This window comes from Kitasatospora sp. CM 4170, from assembly GCF_032110285.1.
In the GTDB taxonomy this organism is placed as follows: Bacteria; Actinomycetota; Actinomycetes; order Streptomycetales; family Streptomycetaceae; genus Kitasatospora; species Kitasatospora aburaviensis.
Window position 1 is genome coordinate 4,789,206 of record NZ_CP134877.1, and the last position, 15,213, is coordinate 4,804,418.

Here is a 15,213-nt window from a genome sequence, read left to right on the forward strand (position 1 = left end):
CCGGTATGTCCTGGTTCGCCGCCCTTCGAGACACCGCGCGAACCGGACTGACCCTGGATCGGGCGCTCACCGACCCGCAACGCGCGGTCCGCGGCGCCGTCGCCGTCGCGCTGGTGCTCTTCCCGGCCCTGGCGCTGGGCGGGGCGCGGCTCGCCACCTCGGCCGCGATGGGTGCCTTCATCGCCGGGACGGCCACCTTCCAGCGCAGCTTCCGGCCCCGGGCCTCGCTCGCCGTCGCCGCCGGGACGGGGCTCGGCACCAGCACCTTCCTCGGCTACCTGGCCGTCGGCGTGCCCGGCGCGTTCCCGGTGCTGCTCGCGCTCTGGGCCTTCGGCGCCGGGCTGGTCTGGGCGATCGGGCCGACCGCCGGGGTGGTCGCCGCCAACACCCTGGCGGTGATGCTGGTCGTCGTCCAACTCCCGGTCAGCGCGGCCGAGGCGTTCGGCCACGGGCTGCTCTGCGCCGTAGGCGGCCTCGTCCAGGCGGCCGTCATCACGCTCTGGCCGATCGGCAGCTGGACCGCCCAGCGCGCGGCGCTCGCCGACACCTACGCCGAACTCGCCGACTACGCGCGCCGGCTGCGCCAGGACCCGACCGCGCACGTGGACCCGGAACCGTTCATGACGGCCCGGCACGCGGCCACGCTGACGCCCTGGCAGGACCGTAACCGGCCGCCCGAGCTGCGCGGGCTGCGGGGGATCGCGGAGCGGATCCGGCCCGCCCTGGGCGCCGTCGCCGACCCCAAGGTCGGCGCCCCCGCCGAGGGGCCGGAGCGGGACCGGGCCCGCGCCGTGCTGGCGGCCTCGGCCGAGGCGATGGACGCGCTCGCCCGGGCGATCCGCAGCGGCGACCCGCTGCAGCTGCCCCGCTCGGCGCCGGCGCTCACCCTGGCCGTCCCCGCCGACGGGCCCGAGCTGCGGGGCGCCGCCCGGCGGGCCGCCCGCCGGCTGGCCGGGCTGCTGCGCAAGGCCGCCGACGCCCTGGAACGCGGCGACGAGGACACCATCAGCACCCCCGTGGTCGAGAGCGGCGGACAGCTGCGCAAGCCGCCGCTCTCCCGGATGCTGCCGGTCGCCGCCCGGGCGGTGCGCCGTCAGCTGCACCCGCGCTCGGCGGTCTTCCAGCACGCCGTCCGGCTCACCGGGGTGGTCGTCCTCGCCTACCTGCTCGCCCGGCTGGTCGGCTTCGAGCACGGCTACTGGGCGCCGATGACCGCCGCCATGGTGATGCGGCCGGACTTCGCCCAGACCTACAGCCGGGGCGTGGCAAGGCTGGCCGGGACGATGGTGGGCGTCGCGATCTCCACCCTGGTGGTGCAGCTGGCCCACCCCGGTGAGTGGGTGCTGGCGGCACTCGCGGTGCTCTGCATCGGCGGCGCCTACCTGACGCTGCGCACCGGCTACGCGCTGATGACGGTCTGCGTCTCCTCGTACGTGGTCTTCCTGCTCGGCCTGCAGGAGGGGGACCCGCTGCTGACCGCCGTCGAACGGGTCGGCCTGACGCTGCTCGGCGGCTCGGTCGCGCTGCTCGCGTACGCGCTCTTCCCGACCTGGCAGACCGCCCGGCTCGGCGAGCGGCTGGCCGAGTGGCTGGCCGCCGTCGGGCAGTACGCGGCGGCCGTGCTCGCCGTCTACGAACACCCGGCGGCGCCGCGCGGGCGGGAGGTCCGCTCGGCGCTGCTGGACTCCCGGGAGGCCCGCTCGGAACTGCTCCAGGCGATCCAGCGGGCCGACGCCGAGCCCGGCCGGCACGCCTCCGGGCTGCCCGGGGTGAGCCGCCGCCAGCTCGACCGGGCGCGGGCGGCGGTCGGCCACTTCGGGCGGGTGGTCGTCCTGCTGGAGGCCCACCTGCCCGTGCCGGACGCCGAACCGGTGCCGGGCACGGCCGAGTTCGCCGAGGAGCTGAAGCTGTCCACCGCGCTGGGGGCGGGCGCGCTGCTCACCGGGCGGCCGGTGGAGTTCGACGCGGCGCGGGAGGCGCAGGAGCTGCTGGAGGAGCGGCTGGCGGCGGCGCCGGCCAGCGTGCAGCGGGACGTCGTCCGGGCCAGCAGCCGACTGCTGCTGCAGGCCCTGCGGGAGCTGGAACGCGCGCTGCGCGGAGGCGGCACCGCCACCCCGGCCCAGCTCGCGGCGGAGCCGACCGCCCGCTGAAGCGGACGACCGCCCGCCGACGGGGACGGGCGCCCGGGGTGGCAGAGTGGGCGGCATGAACGACGACCAGTGGGTGCGGGCCTGGCGGGCGGGGTCGCAGGAGCCCGGGACGGTGCTGCTGGACGGCTTCCACGCACTGAAGCACGCGCTGCGCTTCGGCGGGGACGTCCGGCAGGTGCTGACCGCCGACCGGGCGGTGCTGCTGGCGCTCGCCGCGGAGCTGGCCGAGGACGTGGGGCCGGCGCTGGACCGCCTGGCGGTGGAGCTGCCTGAGGCGGTGCTGCGGGAGCTGGTACCGCGGCTGCACCCGACCGGCGTGATCGCACTGGCCGCCCGGCCGACCGCGGCGGCCAACCTGGCCGCGCTCGCCCGCCGTCCCCGGACCGCCCCCGTCGTCCTGTTGGAGAACCCGCGCAACCTCGGCAACGTCGGCGCGGTGATCCGGCTGGCCGCCGGCTTCGGCGCCACCGGCGTGGTGACCACCGGTGCCCTGGACCCCTGGCACCCCACCGTGGTCCGGGGCAGCGCGGGCCTGCACTTCGCCACCGCCGTGGAGCGGCTGGAGCTGCCGGAGCTGCCCGCCGGCCCGCTCTACGTGCTCGACCCGGAGGGCGCTGACATCCGGACGACGGCCTTCCCGGACGACGCCCTGCTCGCCTTCGGCACCGAGCGGCACGGCGTCTCGGACGAGCTCAGGGCGCGGGCGGACCACCTGGTCGCGGTGCCGATGCAGCCGGGGGTCTCCAGCTTCAACCTGGCGACCAGCGTGGCGATGGGCCTCTTCCACTGGATGTCGGGGCGCCCGCCCGGCCCGCCGCGGTAGCCGTGGCCGCGGCCGCCGGGCGGGCCGGGCGGCGGCGGGTCAGGCGGCGGCGGGCGGGTTGGCCGGGGAGTACTCGGGCTCGGTCCAGGTCAGCGGGGTGGCGTCGGCGAGCTCCAGGACGGCGGTGACGGTGAGGTCGACCACCCGCTCGGCGCCCGGCAGACCGTCCCGCGCGGGCCCGGACCAGTCCGTCCGGGCCTCGCCGGTGATCAGCAGCGCCCCGCCGGTCTCCCAGTCGGGCAGCAGCAGCCCGGCGCGCGGGTCGAGCTCCAGGTTCCCCAGGGTCATGAACATGCTGTTGCCGGCGTACTCGGGCCAGCGCAGCCGGTCCGGCCCGAGGACCCGGAGGAACCCGGGGTTGCCGCCGCGGTGCGAGGCGTCCACCCGGCCGTCCGGACCGGCGGTGGCGACGAAGAACGTGTCGGCGGTGGTCACCGCCAGCTGCTGGGCGGTGGAGAGCGCGGGACCGGCCGCGACCGCGTACGGGGTGCCGGCGGCCGGCCGGCCCGCCGGGCTGCGGCGCTGGATGTACTTCGGGCAGTTGGCGTAGACCTGGTCGGCGGCGATCACCAGGCCGCCCCGGCCGTCCGGCGTGGAGCGGCCGTTGAGCCGCATCCGGCGCCGGCCGGCCGGGTCCAGTGCGATCGTCCCGACCTCGGCCGGGCCGGCCAGGACGGCGGCCAGCGGGTCGTCGGCGGCGGGCCCGGCCGCCACGGTGAGGGTCCGCTCGTCCGGCGCCCGGAGGAAGCCGGGCTCGCCGGTGAGCTGGGTGGCCCAGAGCCGGCCGTCGGCGTCGGCGGCGCCGACCACCAGCACCTGCCGCTCGGTGAGGAAGCGGGCGGCCACGGCCGGGATGGTCGAGCCGATGGCGCGGCCGGAGTGGTCGGCCCGGTCGGTGCGGCCGGCCCGGGCCTGCACCGCCCGCTCGCCCGGGTGGTAGGGCGTGCTGCCGGTCATGGCGGTGCCTCCTGGGTCTGCGAGGGGGTGGGTGCGGCCCGGACCGGCGGCCGGAGGGCCGCCGGTTAGAAGAAACCGCAGGTCGGGGCGGACTTGGTGGGCGCCTCGGCACCGGTCTCGTCCACGCCCTTCGGGGTGTAGATCTCCAGCCGGATGCCGTCCGGGTCGGTGAAGAAGATCCCGCCGGAGGCGGTGCCCTCGCCGTGCGGGACGACGCCGTCGTGGGCGAACCCGGCGCCCAGCTCGCGCAGCACCTGCTCGGCGGCGCGGACCTCCTCCAGCGAGTCGACCTGGAAGGAGAGGTGGTGCAGACCGGGCGCGCCGGTGGCGAAGGTGCCCTCGCTCTGCTGCCAGAGGGTGATCACCAGACGGCCTTCGCGGCCGAGGAAGGCGAAGCGGCGGTCGGGCTCGGTGCCCTCGCGCATCGTCTCCAGGCCGAGGGTGCGCCGGTAGAACGCGACGGAGCGGTCCAGGTCGGTCACGTTCAGGCCGATGTGGCCGGTCTGCAGGGTGCTGCTGAGGGTGGTGCTGGACATGCCGGATCACTCCCGTGGCCGGGGCATCCCGGGGGATGCCGATACCTAACCGTTGCTAAAGACGTTAAGGGTTAGATGATGAGGCGTCAACCGGTACGCGCCGGTGAAGGGGTTAGATTCGAAGAATGATGTCCGTTGCATGACAAGAATGCGCCCGAGTGCGGCCCCGGAGGGGCACGCCCGGGCCGGGCGGTGGGACTACTCCCACTCCCAGCGGATGCCGATGTGGCCCGGCTGCTGGTCGGGGGCGAGCACGTGGGCACTGGCGGAGGCGCCGATCCAGAGCTGCTCGCGGCGGCGGTCGACGTCCTCGCCGGGGTCGCGGTCGTAGCGCTCGCAGTGGACCGGGACGGCCGCCGGGTCGAAGTGCACCTGGAGCACGTACTCGCGCACCGGGATGGCGAACCGGCGGCTGTACTCCATGGTCTCGGCGCCGCCGGACGGGATCTCCACCTCGTACTCGAAGACCGTGCTGTCGCCGAGGCCCAGCGGGCGGTCCAGCATCAGCTCGGCGACGATCAGGCCGATCTCCGGGCGGCGGCGGACCCGGCCGAGCCGGCCGTGCCGGACCCCGGTGATCTCCGGGCAGCCGGAGGCCTCCTCGTCGGCCTTGTGCACGACCAGGCAGCGGGTGACCCCGCCGACGGTGGCCCGGACGACCTGGCGCATCCGCAGCAGGTTGCCGCACCGGTCGGCGCCGACGTAGTACGAGTCGTGGATGGAGAGCCGCTCCAGCTCGCCCGCCGGCGGGGCGTCCAGCTCGGCGAAGACGTCCGCGATCTCCTGCTCGCCCGGCCAGACGTCCTCCAGCCGCAGGGTGCAGGTGTTGGCGGCGGCGGCCCAGCGGCCGCGCGGGCGGGGCGGGCCGAGCAGCGCGGAGAGCGTGGAGTGCGGCAGCCCGAGCAGTTCCTCCAGCAGGTGGACGGCGCGCAGCGAGCTGGCCCGCTCGGGCTGGCTGCGCCCGCGGCGCCAGTAACTGAGCGTCGTGACGCTGACCCTGACCCCGCGTTGCGCCAGGGCGGCGCGGATCCGGTCCAGGCTGAGGCCGCTGGCCTCGATCGCCAGGTGCAGCGTCTCGGCGAACCCCCCGTTGGGGGCCGGGCGGCCGACGGCGGCGGGCGCGGCCGGCGCGGGTACGGGCGCCGGGGCGGGCGCGGGCGTGACGGGGCGCGGGCCGACCAGCCGCAGCCGAGCGTCCTGGGGGTGCTGTGAGCCCATGCGGTTACCTTCCCCACCATGCGGGTTCGGCGTGGCCGGGCCGCCGGCGCCGGGGGGCGCCGTCAGCGGCTTCACCGAGCTGTGGGGAACCCTATGCACGGTCGAGAGGCTACGTCATCAGTCGTGCGTATGACAGTGGTCACGAGTGTCGAACCTCAAGGTTATCGATCTTGAAACAGTGCGGAAACACACCACCGGGGCGGTCCTGGTGCGGACCGCCCCGGTGACGGGGCGCCGGTCGTGCGACCGGCGGGTGATCACGCGGGCGTGACCGGGAGGGGTCAGGAGACGGCGACCGCGGCGTCGTCGATCACGAAGCTGGTCTTGAGCGAGGAGTCCTCGGTGCCGGTGAACTTGATCGTCACCGTCTGGCCGGCGAAGGCCGAGAGGTCGAAGGACTTCTGGACGAAGCCGGTCGCCGCGTTGGCGTTCGACAGGGTGGCCAGCGTGGTCGACCCGGCCTGGACGGTCAGCTTGTCGTAGGCGGTGCTGCCGGACTCGGCGGTGTCGACGTGCACCCAGAACGAGAGCGTGGCCTTGCAGCCGGCCGGGACGGTGACGGTCTGCGCCAGGGTGTCGGTGTGGGCGCTGCCGTAGCCGTTCAGCCAGGCCTTCCAGGAGCCGGCGTGGGCCGCCTCGCCGGTGCTGTTGTCGACCACGCCGCTGCTGGCCGTCCACGGCGCCGCGGTGCCGGTCTCGAAGCCGCCGTTGCCGATCAGCTGGGCCGCGGTGCAGCCGCCCGAGGGCGGCGGGGTGGTGTCGCCGAGCAGCGCGGTGGTCAGGGCGTCGGCGATCGGGCTGCCCCAGCCGGTGACCTGGTCGTAGCCGGCCTTGGTGGTGAAGTCCTGGTTCTTGCCGGTGGTCACGTCGTGGAACGCCGAGCCGTAGGCGGTGCTGTTGGCCACCGCGTACAGCTTCGGGCTCGCCTCGCCGAGGACCGGCTTGGACGCGGCCTTCGCCTTCTGGTTGAACTGGGCCGCGTAGCCGGACCAGAGCGGCGCGGCCGCGCTGGTGCCGCCGTACACCTGCCAGCCGCCGACGGTGTAGATGGCGAAGCCGCTGGCCGGGTCGGCGTTGGAGGAGACGTCGGGCACGGTGCGCATGGTGCCGGAGACGCCGGTGCCGGTCTGCCAGGCGGGCTTGCCGAACACGGTCGAGACGCCGCCGCCGGCCGTGCTCCAGGCGCTCTCCGAGGAGTACGCGGAGCCGGAGACCTTGAGGTTGGTGCCGCCGACGCCGGTCTGGTGTGGGCTGGACGCCGGGAAGTCGACCGCCTTGACGGTGGAGCCGCTGGTGGAGCGGGTGCAGTCGCGCGAGCCGTCGTCACCGGAGGCGGAGAAGATCGAGATGCCCTGGGCGGCGGCCTGCTTGAAGGAGTTGTCGACCGCCGTCATCGAGGAGGCGGTGGTGTCCGGCTCGCAGGAGCCCCAGGAGATCGAGATGACCGAGGCCCGGTTGTCGGCGACGATCTTGGCGGCCATGTCGATCTCGCCCTGGTCGCTGTTGGGCGCCTCGTAGACCAGCTGGGTCGCCTTGGGAGCGACGCCGCGCACGATCTCGCTGTCCAGCTCGACCTCGCCCTGGCCCTCGCCGGGCTTGGAGTCGTAGTTCGCGCCGTCCACCGACACCGTGGTGACGGCCGGGCCGGTCAGGCCGTACTGGCTGTCGTAGGTCTTCAGGTTGTTCGCGCTGTAGCCGTCGAACTCCCAGAGGGCGACGGTGACGCCGGTGCCGTCGGCACCGCTCTTGTCCAGGTTGTAGGCGCCGTCGTACTGGGTCGGGCCGAAGCCGCTCGGGGCGGCGGCCACCGCGTCGGGTGCGGCGGCGGCCGAGGGCTTGACGTTGCGGGTGGTCCGGACGGTGTGGTTGTTGAGGCCGGATATGCCCTGCACCACGGCGGCCAGGTCGGCCGGCACCGAGGCGGCGGCGTCGTTGGCGAAGAAGGTGCGCTGCTGCTGCGGGTCCAGGTAGGCGCTCTCGTGGGTGCCGAAGGCCTTGGCGATCTGCTCGGCGCTGCCGCGGGCGTCGACCACCTGGCGGTTGTCGCTGACGCCCGAGACGGTCAGGCCCTGGGCGGCGAGGTACGCCTTGACCTGGTCGACGGCGGCCTGGGTCGGGCCGAACCGCTCGGTGAACTGCTGCGGCGTCAGGTAGTGGCCGTACTCCGGGGTGCCCGGGGTGGCGACCGAGGCGAGGAAGCGGTCCAGCCCGGCGGTGTCACGCAGCTTCAGGCTGACCGCGACCGAGAGCTGCTGGTCGGCCGGGACGTCACCCTTCTTCTCGGAGCGGGCCACGGCGGGGGTCACCGTCTCGGGCAGGGCGACCCGGGGCGCGGCGGCGTTGGGGGTGGTGGCGGCCTGTGCGGTGGTCACGCCGAGCGAGACGGCGGACAGCGGCAGCACGGCGAAGGCCGCGGCGAGGGCGAGGGAGCGGGGGCGCACGGAATCCTCCTCTGGCCGGCATGTGGGGGCCGGCAGGGGCCAGGGCGCCTCTGGGGCGAGGCGCTGGCTAGAACATGTCAGAGGCGGTGCGGGAATTGGCTCATGGTCAAGCAATTCGTTGCTAAAGAACAGTCAACTGTGGAGAACGGAATGGAGGGTGCTCCATACAGTGAAAGCCGGAATTCGCGGCGGCCGGCCCGCCCGATTCCCCGCGGCCGGCCCGGCCGATTCGTTCCGGTCGGTTCCTTCCGGGGAATTCGGGGACGTTCGGGGCGGGAAGGGCGGACGTAGAATCGGGTGACGGGCGAGCGTGAGGGAGGACCGATGACGGACCGGACGGCGGACCCGCAGGACCCGCGCCCGCTGATCGGCGAGCCGCTCTCCCTGGACCTGCTGAACACCCGCTGGGCGGGGACCCCGGTGAACGACCTGCTGGCGGAGCCGGGCGGGTACGCGGTCTGGCTCTCCTCGGCCGGGCTGGCCGGGCGCTGCAGCGCCGACGAGGCCGGGCTGGCCGCCCTGCGGGAGGCGCGCGCGGCGCTGGCGGCGGCGGTCGGGGACCTGGACCGGGAGGGCGCGATCGGGGCGGCGGCGGTGGCCGGACTGAACGAGGTGCTGCAGCACGGGCGGCTGCGGCGGGAACTCGGTCCGGCGGGGCCGGCGTCGCACGTCGAGGTGGACGCGCCGCAGCGGCTGGCGGCCTGGCTGGCGGTGGACGATTTCCTCGCCCTGCTGGCGCAGGGGCCGCACCGGATCAGGAAGTGCGCGCACGAGGCGTGCATTCTGCACTTCTTCGACGCGTCGCAGAACGGCCGGCGGCGGTGGTGCTCGATGGCGGTGTGCGGGAACCGGGCGAAGGCCGCGCGGCACTACGAGAAGGTGCGGGGCTGACGGCGGGCGGTTCCGCGGGCGGGGCCGGCACGGGGCGCTCCCGCACCGGCCCCGCCCGCGGGAGCCGGTCCGGTCAGTCCTCGGTGGGGGCGCCGAGCCACTGCCCGAGGGCGGCCCGGAGCTCGCCACGGCCCGGGTCGACGGCGGCCCAGGCGATGTAGCCGTCCGGTCGGACCAGCAGGACGGTGTCGCGCAGCTTGCCGTGCGGATCGGCCGGGGCCGCGGTGACCACCCGGTCCGCCCACGGCTCGGCGGCGGTCAGCTCGTCATTGCTGACCAGCACGAACTTCCCGGCGCGGAGCGCCTCGTGGAGCCGCTCGGGCCCGGTGGCCGCGTCCTCGCCGGGCTGCTCCAGGCTGGTCAGCCGCAGGTCCGGGACGCGTCGGCCGACCAGCGGGTGGGCGTCCTTGGGGGCGGCGTAGCGGATGCCGATGCCGGAGACGATCCGGGCGCCGCGCGCGGGCACGGCGTCGACGTGGTCGGCCAGCGTGGTGAGCGCGCCGCGCAGCGCCCGGGTGGGCGCCGAGTGGGCGAGGGCGAGCCGGATCAGCGCGCCGGAGCTGCGCAGCACCGCCCTGCCGACCGGGTGCCGCTCGGTCTGGTAGGTGTCGAGCAGCGCGTCGGTGGCGTGGCCCCGGACGGCGGCGACGAGCTTCCAGGAGAGGTTCGCGGCGTCCTGGAGGCCGGTGTTCATGCCCTGGCCGCCGGCCGGGGAGTGGCAGTGGGCGGCGTCGCCGGCCAGGAAGACCCGGCCGGAGCGGTAGTTGGGGACCTGGCGCTCGTCGCTGTGGAAGGTGGAGGTCCAGCGGGCGTCGTGCAGGCCGTAGTCCTCGCCGACGGTGGTGCGGACGAGTTCGGCGATCCGCTCGACCGTGGGCGGCCGGCCGTCCGCGTAATGCTCGGTCCGGTCCCAGGCGATCACCCGGTACCAGCCGTCGCCGAAGGGGGCGATGAAGGCGAAGCCGTCCCCGGTGGCGCCGACGGTGATCACCTCGCTGGGCGTCCGCTCCAGCCGGACGTCGGCCAGCACCACCGAGTTGACCACGGACTCGCCGGGGAACGGGATGCCGAGCAGGTCCCGGACGGTGGAGTGGACGCCGTCGGTGCCCACCGCGTAGCGGGCCCGGTGGACGGCGGCGGTGCCGTCCTCGACGGTCTCCAGGGTGACGCCCTCGGCGTCCTGGCGCAGCCCGGTCACCTCGGCGCCGCGCAGGATCGTCGCGCCGGCCTTCAGCGCGCGCTCCTGGAGCAGCCGCTCGGTGTTCGACTGCGGGGTGATCAGGACGAACGGGAAGCGGGTCGGCAGGGTGGAGAGGTCGATGTGGAGCCGGTCGAAGAGCCGCAGCGAGGAGAGCGGGCGGCCGGTGGCGATCAGGTCGTCGGCGAGGCCGCGGGCGTCGAGCAGCTCCAGGGTGCGGGCGTGCACGGCGAAGGCCCGGGTGAGGTTGGACTCGGTGCCGCGCTTCTCCAGGACGGTGACCCGGACCCCGGCGGCGGCCAGGTCGCCGGCCAGCAGCAGTCCGGTCGGTCCGGCGCCGACGATCAGGACGTCGGTGACGGTCTGCTTCGCGGTCATGTGTCAGCTCCCGGTGCTCGGACGGAGGTTGGACGCCCCGCTGGGCGCCCTCCCGCTCTCCATCATCGCTGCCCCGGGCGGGGCTGTGAATCTCCGGGCCCCCGGTGGCGTGCTCCGGCGCTGCGGCGGCACGCGTCGGGCCCCGGCGCGGGTGCGCCGGGGCCCGGGTGCGGCGGCTCAGCTGTGGCGGCGGATCTCCACCGTGCGGAACCGGTTGGCGACGAACGCGCCGTCGCAGTAGGCGGAGTTGGCGGCCGGGTTGGCGCCGGTGCCGTGCAGGTCGGAGAAGGCCGCGGTCTGGTTGGCGTAGACCCCGCCGGTGAGGTTGAGCGAGAGCGAGACGCCGGCGTCCAGCGCGGCCTCGACCAGGTCGGCCTCGACCTCGGGCGAGGTGGTGTAGCCGGAGGCGGTCATCGCGCCCTGGGTGCGGACCGTGTCGCGCATCAACTCGACGGCGGCGGCGGTGGACTCGACCGCGACGGCGAAGGAGACCGGGCCGAAGCACTCGCTGCGGAACACCGCCCGGTCGTCCGGCTTGTCGGCGTCCAGCTTGACCAGCGCGGGGGTGCGGACGGTCGCGGCCGGGAACTCGGGCGACTGCACCACCCGCGGGGCGAGCGCGAGTTCGCCGTACTCGCCGTCGGCCGCGGCGACCGAGCGCTGCAGCACGCCGGGGTTGACCACGGCGCCCAGGATGGCGGCGGCGCGGGCGTCGTCGGAGAGCAGCCCCTCGACGGCGGCGGCGAGGTCGGTGACGACCTCGTCGTAGGACTTGTCGCCCTGGTCGGTGGTGATGCCGGTGCGCGGGATCAGCAGGTTCTGCGGGGTGGTGCACATCTGGCCGCTGTAGAGCGAGACGGAGAAGGCCAGGTTGTTCAGCATGCCCTTGTAGTCGTCCGTGGAGTCGACGACCACGGTGTTGACGCCGGCCTTCTCGGTGTAGACCTCGGCCTGCCGGGCGTTCTCCTCCAGCCAGTCGCCGAAGGCGGTCGAGCCGGTGTAGTCGATCAGCCTGATCTCGGGGCGGACGGCCAGCGTCTTGGCGGCGGTGCCGCCCTCGTGCTCGGCGGCCAGGCAGACCAGGTTGGGGTCGAAGCCGGCCTCGGCGAGCACCTCGCGGGCGATCCGGACGGTGAGCGCGAGCGGCAGCACGGCCCGCGGGTGCGGCTTGACCAGCACCGGGTTGCCGGTGGCCAGCGAGGCGAACAGGCCGGGGTAGCCGTTCCAGGTCGGGAAGGTGTTGCAGCCGACCAGCAGCGCGAGGCCGCGCGGGACGACGGTGAACTCCTTGGTCATCACCAGCGGGTCGCGCTTGCCCTGGGGCTTGGTCCAGCCGGCCTGCCGGGGCAGCCGGATCTGCTCGGCGTACGCGTAGGCGACGGCCTCCAGGCCGCGGTCCTGGGCGTGCGGGCCGCCGGCCTGGAAGGCCATGCCGTAGGCCTGGCCGGTGGTGTGCATCACGGCGTGCGCGAACTCGTGCGAGCGGGCGTTGATCCGGGCCAGGATCTCCAGGCAGACCGCGGCGCGGTCGAGCGGCGTGGCCGCGGCCCAGCCGGGCTGGGCGGCGCGCATCGCGGCGATCAGGGCGTCCGGCCCGGCGTGCGGGTAGCCGACGCCCAGCTCGATGCCGTACGGGGAGGCCTCGCCGCCGACCAGGTCGCCGTCGGCGGGGTGGCCGTCGAGGGCGAAGGGGCTGTTCAGCAGGGCGTCGAAGGCGGCCTTGCCGTCCGCGGCGCCGGTCTCGCCGTAGGCCTTCGGGAACTCGGGGTACGGCGACCAGTAGTCGCGCGAGGAGGCGGCGGCGAGCGCGGCGTCCAGGGTGGCCTGGTGGCGTTCGACCAGCTCGGTGACGAGGGGGTGGGTGACCGCTGCGGACATGGCGTGCGCTCCTCAGAGGGGAGGACGGGACACGTCACAGAGTAACCGAACGATCGGTCGGCTCAAGAGGGTGTGCGGAAGCGGTGTCGGGGAGTGGCCGGAAATGCCGGAGGGGGCGCGTCCGTGGTGGACGCGCCCCCCGGGGCGGCGGGCTGCCCCAGCGGGGCGCGGCCGGGCAGGTTACGGGATGCCGAGCTCGAAGATCACGTACCCGCCGTACCAGCCGGAGGCGATCGCGCCGCTGCCGAGCACCGCGGCCAGCACCGGCCAGCTGAGCTTGCGCATGGCCACCGCCAGCGCGATCAGCAGCGGGAACGCCGGGAGCAGGTAGCGCGAGGTGTTGCCGAAGATGCCCAGGCTGCCGAGCACCGAGACGATGGTGGCCAGGGTGTAGGCGGTCAGCACCAGCGGCGGGCGCAGCCGGACCAGCAGCACGATCAGCGCCGGCAGCGAGAAGACGATCAGGGTGGCCAGCAGGTCGGCGACCGGATAGGCGAAGGGGTAGTCGCTGCGGCCGAGCAGCACACCGCGGACGGCGTAGAAGGTGCCCTGGCCGTAGTCGAAGTAGTGCAGCCAGGCGTCGCGCTGGAGGGTGAAGTAGGCGCCCCACTCGCCGGCCCGCCAGCCGACCCAGCCGACGTAGCCGAGCAGGCCGACCGGGGCCAGCAGCATCGCGGTCAGCGGGCGGACGACGCCGCTCTCGCGCCGGTACAGCTCGACCAGCGCGGCCAGGCCGACCGCGCCGATCAGCGCCGCCGAGGTGGGCCGGTTGAGCCCGGCGACCAGGGTGATCACGCCGGCGGCGACCCACTGCTTGGTCATCACGCAGTAGCAGGCCCAGGCGGCCAGCGCGACGAACAGCGAGTCGGAGTAGAGCGCCCACTCGGCGCCGGAACCCGGGGCGATCGCCCAGAGGCCGGCCGCGATCACGCCCGCCCGGGTGCCGGCCAGCCGGTCCACCACGGCGTAGATGCCGGCGGCGGCGAACAGCGAGGCCACCACCGAGACCAGCATCCCGGCCCCGTAAAGGCCGAGCCCGGTGGTGTCCGAGACCAGCCGCATCAGACCCGGGTAGAGCGGGAAGAACGCGGCCGAGTTCTGCTCGACGGTGAAGCCGGGCACGCCGTTGGCGACGGGCACCAGCGCCGGGTGGTAGCCGAACTCGGCGACCTGCTGGTACCACCAGCCGTCCCAGCTGGCGACCACGTCCCAGGGGTTGGCGCCGCCGCCGAAGCGGGGGTGCTTCTTCAGGTACTCGCCGGAGAACGAGAGCAGCTTCATGAAGACGGTGAAGCCGAGCAGCTTGAGCACCGCGTAGCACCAGACGGCCGGCCCGAACCGCAGCACCAGCGCGCGGGCCCGTCCGCGCCAGCCGGCCCCGGGTGCGGTGCCCGGCTCTTCGCTGCGCCGCTCGGGCGCGTCGGAGGCGACTGCCGGTATTGCGCTCATGCTCTGGACCCCACCCTGCTGGCCGTGGACGATCGTCCGGAGAGTCTAGGCGGTCGCTGGTCGTGCCGGTGCGGACCATCGGACCCGATCGCATCGCGTCGCGGGGCGCCGGGGATACTCGGAGGATGGCCGATCACACCACGCGCACCGCCTACACCGTGGAGTCGCTGCTCGCGGTGACCGTCGACGTCTTCAACGAGCGCGGCTACGACGGCACCTCGATGGAGGACCTGTCCCGGGCCGCCGGTATCTCGAAGTCGTCGATCTACCACCACGTGCGCGGCAAGGAGGAGCTGCTCCGGCTCGCCGTGGGTCGGGCGCTGGACGGGCTCTTCGCGATCCTCGCCGAGCCGGGCGCGGTCGAGGGCGCGGCGGTGGACCGGCTGGAGCACGTCGTCCGGCGGACCGCCGAGGTGCTGCTGGCGGAGCTGCCGTACGTCACGCTGCTGCTGCGGGTGCGCGGGAACACGGCCACCGAGCTGTGGGCGCTGGAGCGGCGGCGGGACTTCGACCACCAGGTCGCCGAGCTGCTGCGGGCGGCCGTCGCGGACGGCGCACTGCGGGCGGACGTCGAGCCGCGGCTGGCCACCCGGCTGCTCTTCGGCATGATCAACTCGATCGTGGAGTGGTACCGGCCGGGCCTCAAGGCGGCGGACGGCGTCGCGGACGCGGTCGTCCACCTGGCCTTCGACGGCCTCCGGGCGCGGTAGGACCGCCCGCCCCCGCTCCGCCCCGCCGCCCGCCCCCGCCGCCCGCCCCCGCGCCCTGAGGCACCCCTGGCGAAGGGCGCCTTTCAGAAGCTGTCCGGCGGGACCTGGTCGGTCTCCTCGAATACCAGCATGGTCCGGGTGCCGAGGACCTGCGGGATGGACTGGATGCGGTTGAGCACCAGCTCCCGCAGGGCGTGGTTGTCGGCGGTGTGCACCAGCAGCAGGACGTCGAAGTCGCCGCCGACCAGCGCGATGTGCGCGACCCCGGGGAGTTCCAGGAGCTGCTCGCGCACCGATCGCCAGGAGTTCTGCACGATCTTCAGGGTGACGTACGCGGATGCGCCCTGACCTGCCTTTTCGTGGTCGACGCGGGCCGTGAAGCCGCGAATGACGCCGTCCTCGACCATCCTGGAGATCCGGGCGTACGCGTTCGCCCGGGACACGTGCACCCGCTCGGCGACCGAGCGGATCGAGGCGCGACCGTCCTGCTGCAGCAGCCGCAGGATCGCCCGGTCGACCCGGTCGAGTCTGGACGTCTGTTCAGCCGACATGACCCCCCACCCTCACTGATTGGACGCACTGAC

The 15,213-nt window shown here is 74.5% G+C and carries 12 protein-coding genes; 4 read left to right on the plus strand and 8 right to left on the minus strand.

The annotated features are described in order from the left end of the window. The first annotated feature begins 5 nt into the window (after nucleotides 1-5). Together RMN57_RS20305 and RMN57_RS20310 are read left to right on the plus strand one after the other, a co-directional pair. Complete coding sequence (locus RMN57_RS20305; protein WP_313764759.1) at nucleotides 6-2,150, plus strand: FUSC family protein; 2,145 nt, start codon at nucleotides 6-8, stop codon at nucleotides 2,148-2,150. A 55-nt stretch (nucleotides 2,151-2,205) separates the two neighbouring features. After that, the gene (locus RMN57_RS20310) at nucleotides 2,206-2,973 is read left to right on the plus strand and encodes a TrmH family RNA methyltransferase (protein ID WP_313764760.1); all 768 of its coding nucleotides are present in this window, start codon (nucleotides 2,206-2,208) and stop codon (nucleotides 2,971-2,973) included. 39 nt (nucleotides 2,974-3,012) lie between these two features. Here RMN57_RS20310 and RMN57_RS20315 read toward each other — a convergent pair whose 3' ends face one another. From RMN57_RS20315 to RMN57_RS20330, 4 genes are all read right to left on the minus strand, one after another. Then, the gene (locus RMN57_RS20315) at nucleotides 3,013-3,930 is read right to left on the minus strand and encodes a pyridoxamine 5'-phosphate oxidase family protein (protein WP_313764761.1); all 918 of its coding nucleotides are present in this window, start codon (nucleotides 3,928-3,930) and stop codon (nucleotides 3,013-3,015) included. A 65-nt stretch (nucleotides 3,931-3,995) separates the two neighbouring features. After that, nucleotides 3,996-4,466 (minus strand): VOC family protein, encoded by a 471-nt coding sequence (locus RMN57_RS20320; protein WP_313764762.1) that lies wholly within the window; start codon nucleotides 4,464-4,466, stop codon nucleotides 3,996-3,998. 198 nt (nucleotides 4,467-4,664) lie between these two features. After that, nucleotides 4,665-5,684 (minus strand): hypothetical protein, encoded by a 1,020-nt coding sequence (locus RMN57_RS20325; protein WP_313764763.1) that lies wholly within the window; start codon nucleotides 5,682-5,684, stop codon nucleotides 4,665-4,667. Nucleotides 5,685-5,965: 281 nt separating this feature from the next. Beyond that, nucleotides 5,966-8,125: a protease pro-enzyme activation domain-containing protein gene (locus tag RMN57_RS20330; RefSeq protein ID WP_313764764.1), complete on the minus strand. Its 2,160-nt coding sequence runs from the start codon at nucleotides 8,123-8,125 to the stop codon at nucleotides 5,966-5,968. Nucleotides 8,126-8,449: 324 nt separating this feature from the next. Here RMN57_RS20330 and RMN57_RS20335 point away from each other — a divergent pair, with 324 nt between their 5' ends. Beyond that, nucleotides 8,450-9,016 (plus strand): CGNR zinc finger domain-containing protein, encoded by a 567-nt coding sequence (locus RMN57_RS20335; protein ID WP_313764765.1) that lies wholly within the window; start codon nucleotides 8,450-8,452, stop codon nucleotides 9,014-9,016. Nucleotides 9,017-9,089: 73 nt separating this feature from the next. On the opposite strand, the gene RMN57_RS20340 is transcribed toward RMN57_RS20335, so the two are convergent. From RMN57_RS20340 to RMN57_RS20350, 3 genes are all read right to left on the minus strand, one after another. Next, nucleotides 9,090-10,592: an FAD-dependent monooxygenase gene (locus tag RMN57_RS20340; protein ID WP_313764766.1), complete on the minus strand. Its 1,503-nt coding sequence runs from the start codon at nucleotides 10,590-10,592 to the stop codon at nucleotides 9,090-9,092. Nucleotides 10,593-10,769: 177 nt separating this feature from the next. Beyond that, nucleotides 10,770-12,470: a phenylacetic acid degradation protein PaaN gene (gene paaN, locus RMN57_RS20345; protein ID WP_313764767.1), complete on the minus strand. Its 1,701-nt coding sequence runs from the start codon at nucleotides 12,468-12,470 to the stop codon at nucleotides 10,770-10,772. 180 nt (nucleotides 12,471-12,650) lie between these two features. After that, on the minus strand, nucleotides 12,651-13,919 hold the full coding sequence (locus tag RMN57_RS20350; RefSeq protein ID WP_313764768.1) for a glycosyltransferase family 39 protein: 1,269 nt from the start codon (nucleotides 13,917-13,919) through the stop codon (nucleotides 12,651-12,653). 125 nt (nucleotides 13,920-14,044) lie between these two features. On the opposite strand from RMN57_RS20350, the gene RMN57_RS20355 reads away from it, so the two are divergent. Continuing rightward, entirely contained in the window at nucleotides 14,045-14,629 is a 585-nt protein-coding gene (locus RMN57_RS20355) for a TetR/AcrR family transcriptional regulator (RefSeq protein ID WP_313764769.1), read from the plus strand. Nucleotides 14,630-14,712: 83 nt separating this feature from the next. Here RMN57_RS20355 and RMN57_RS20360 read toward each other — a convergent pair whose 3' ends face one another. Then, the gene (locus RMN57_RS20360; protein ID WP_313764770.1) at nucleotides 14,713-15,180 is read right to left on the minus strand and encodes an Lrp/AsnC family transcriptional regulator; all 468 of its coding nucleotides are present in this window, start codon (nucleotides 15,178-15,180) and stop codon (nucleotides 14,713-14,715) included. Nucleotides 15,181-15,213 lie beyond the last annotated feature (33 nt).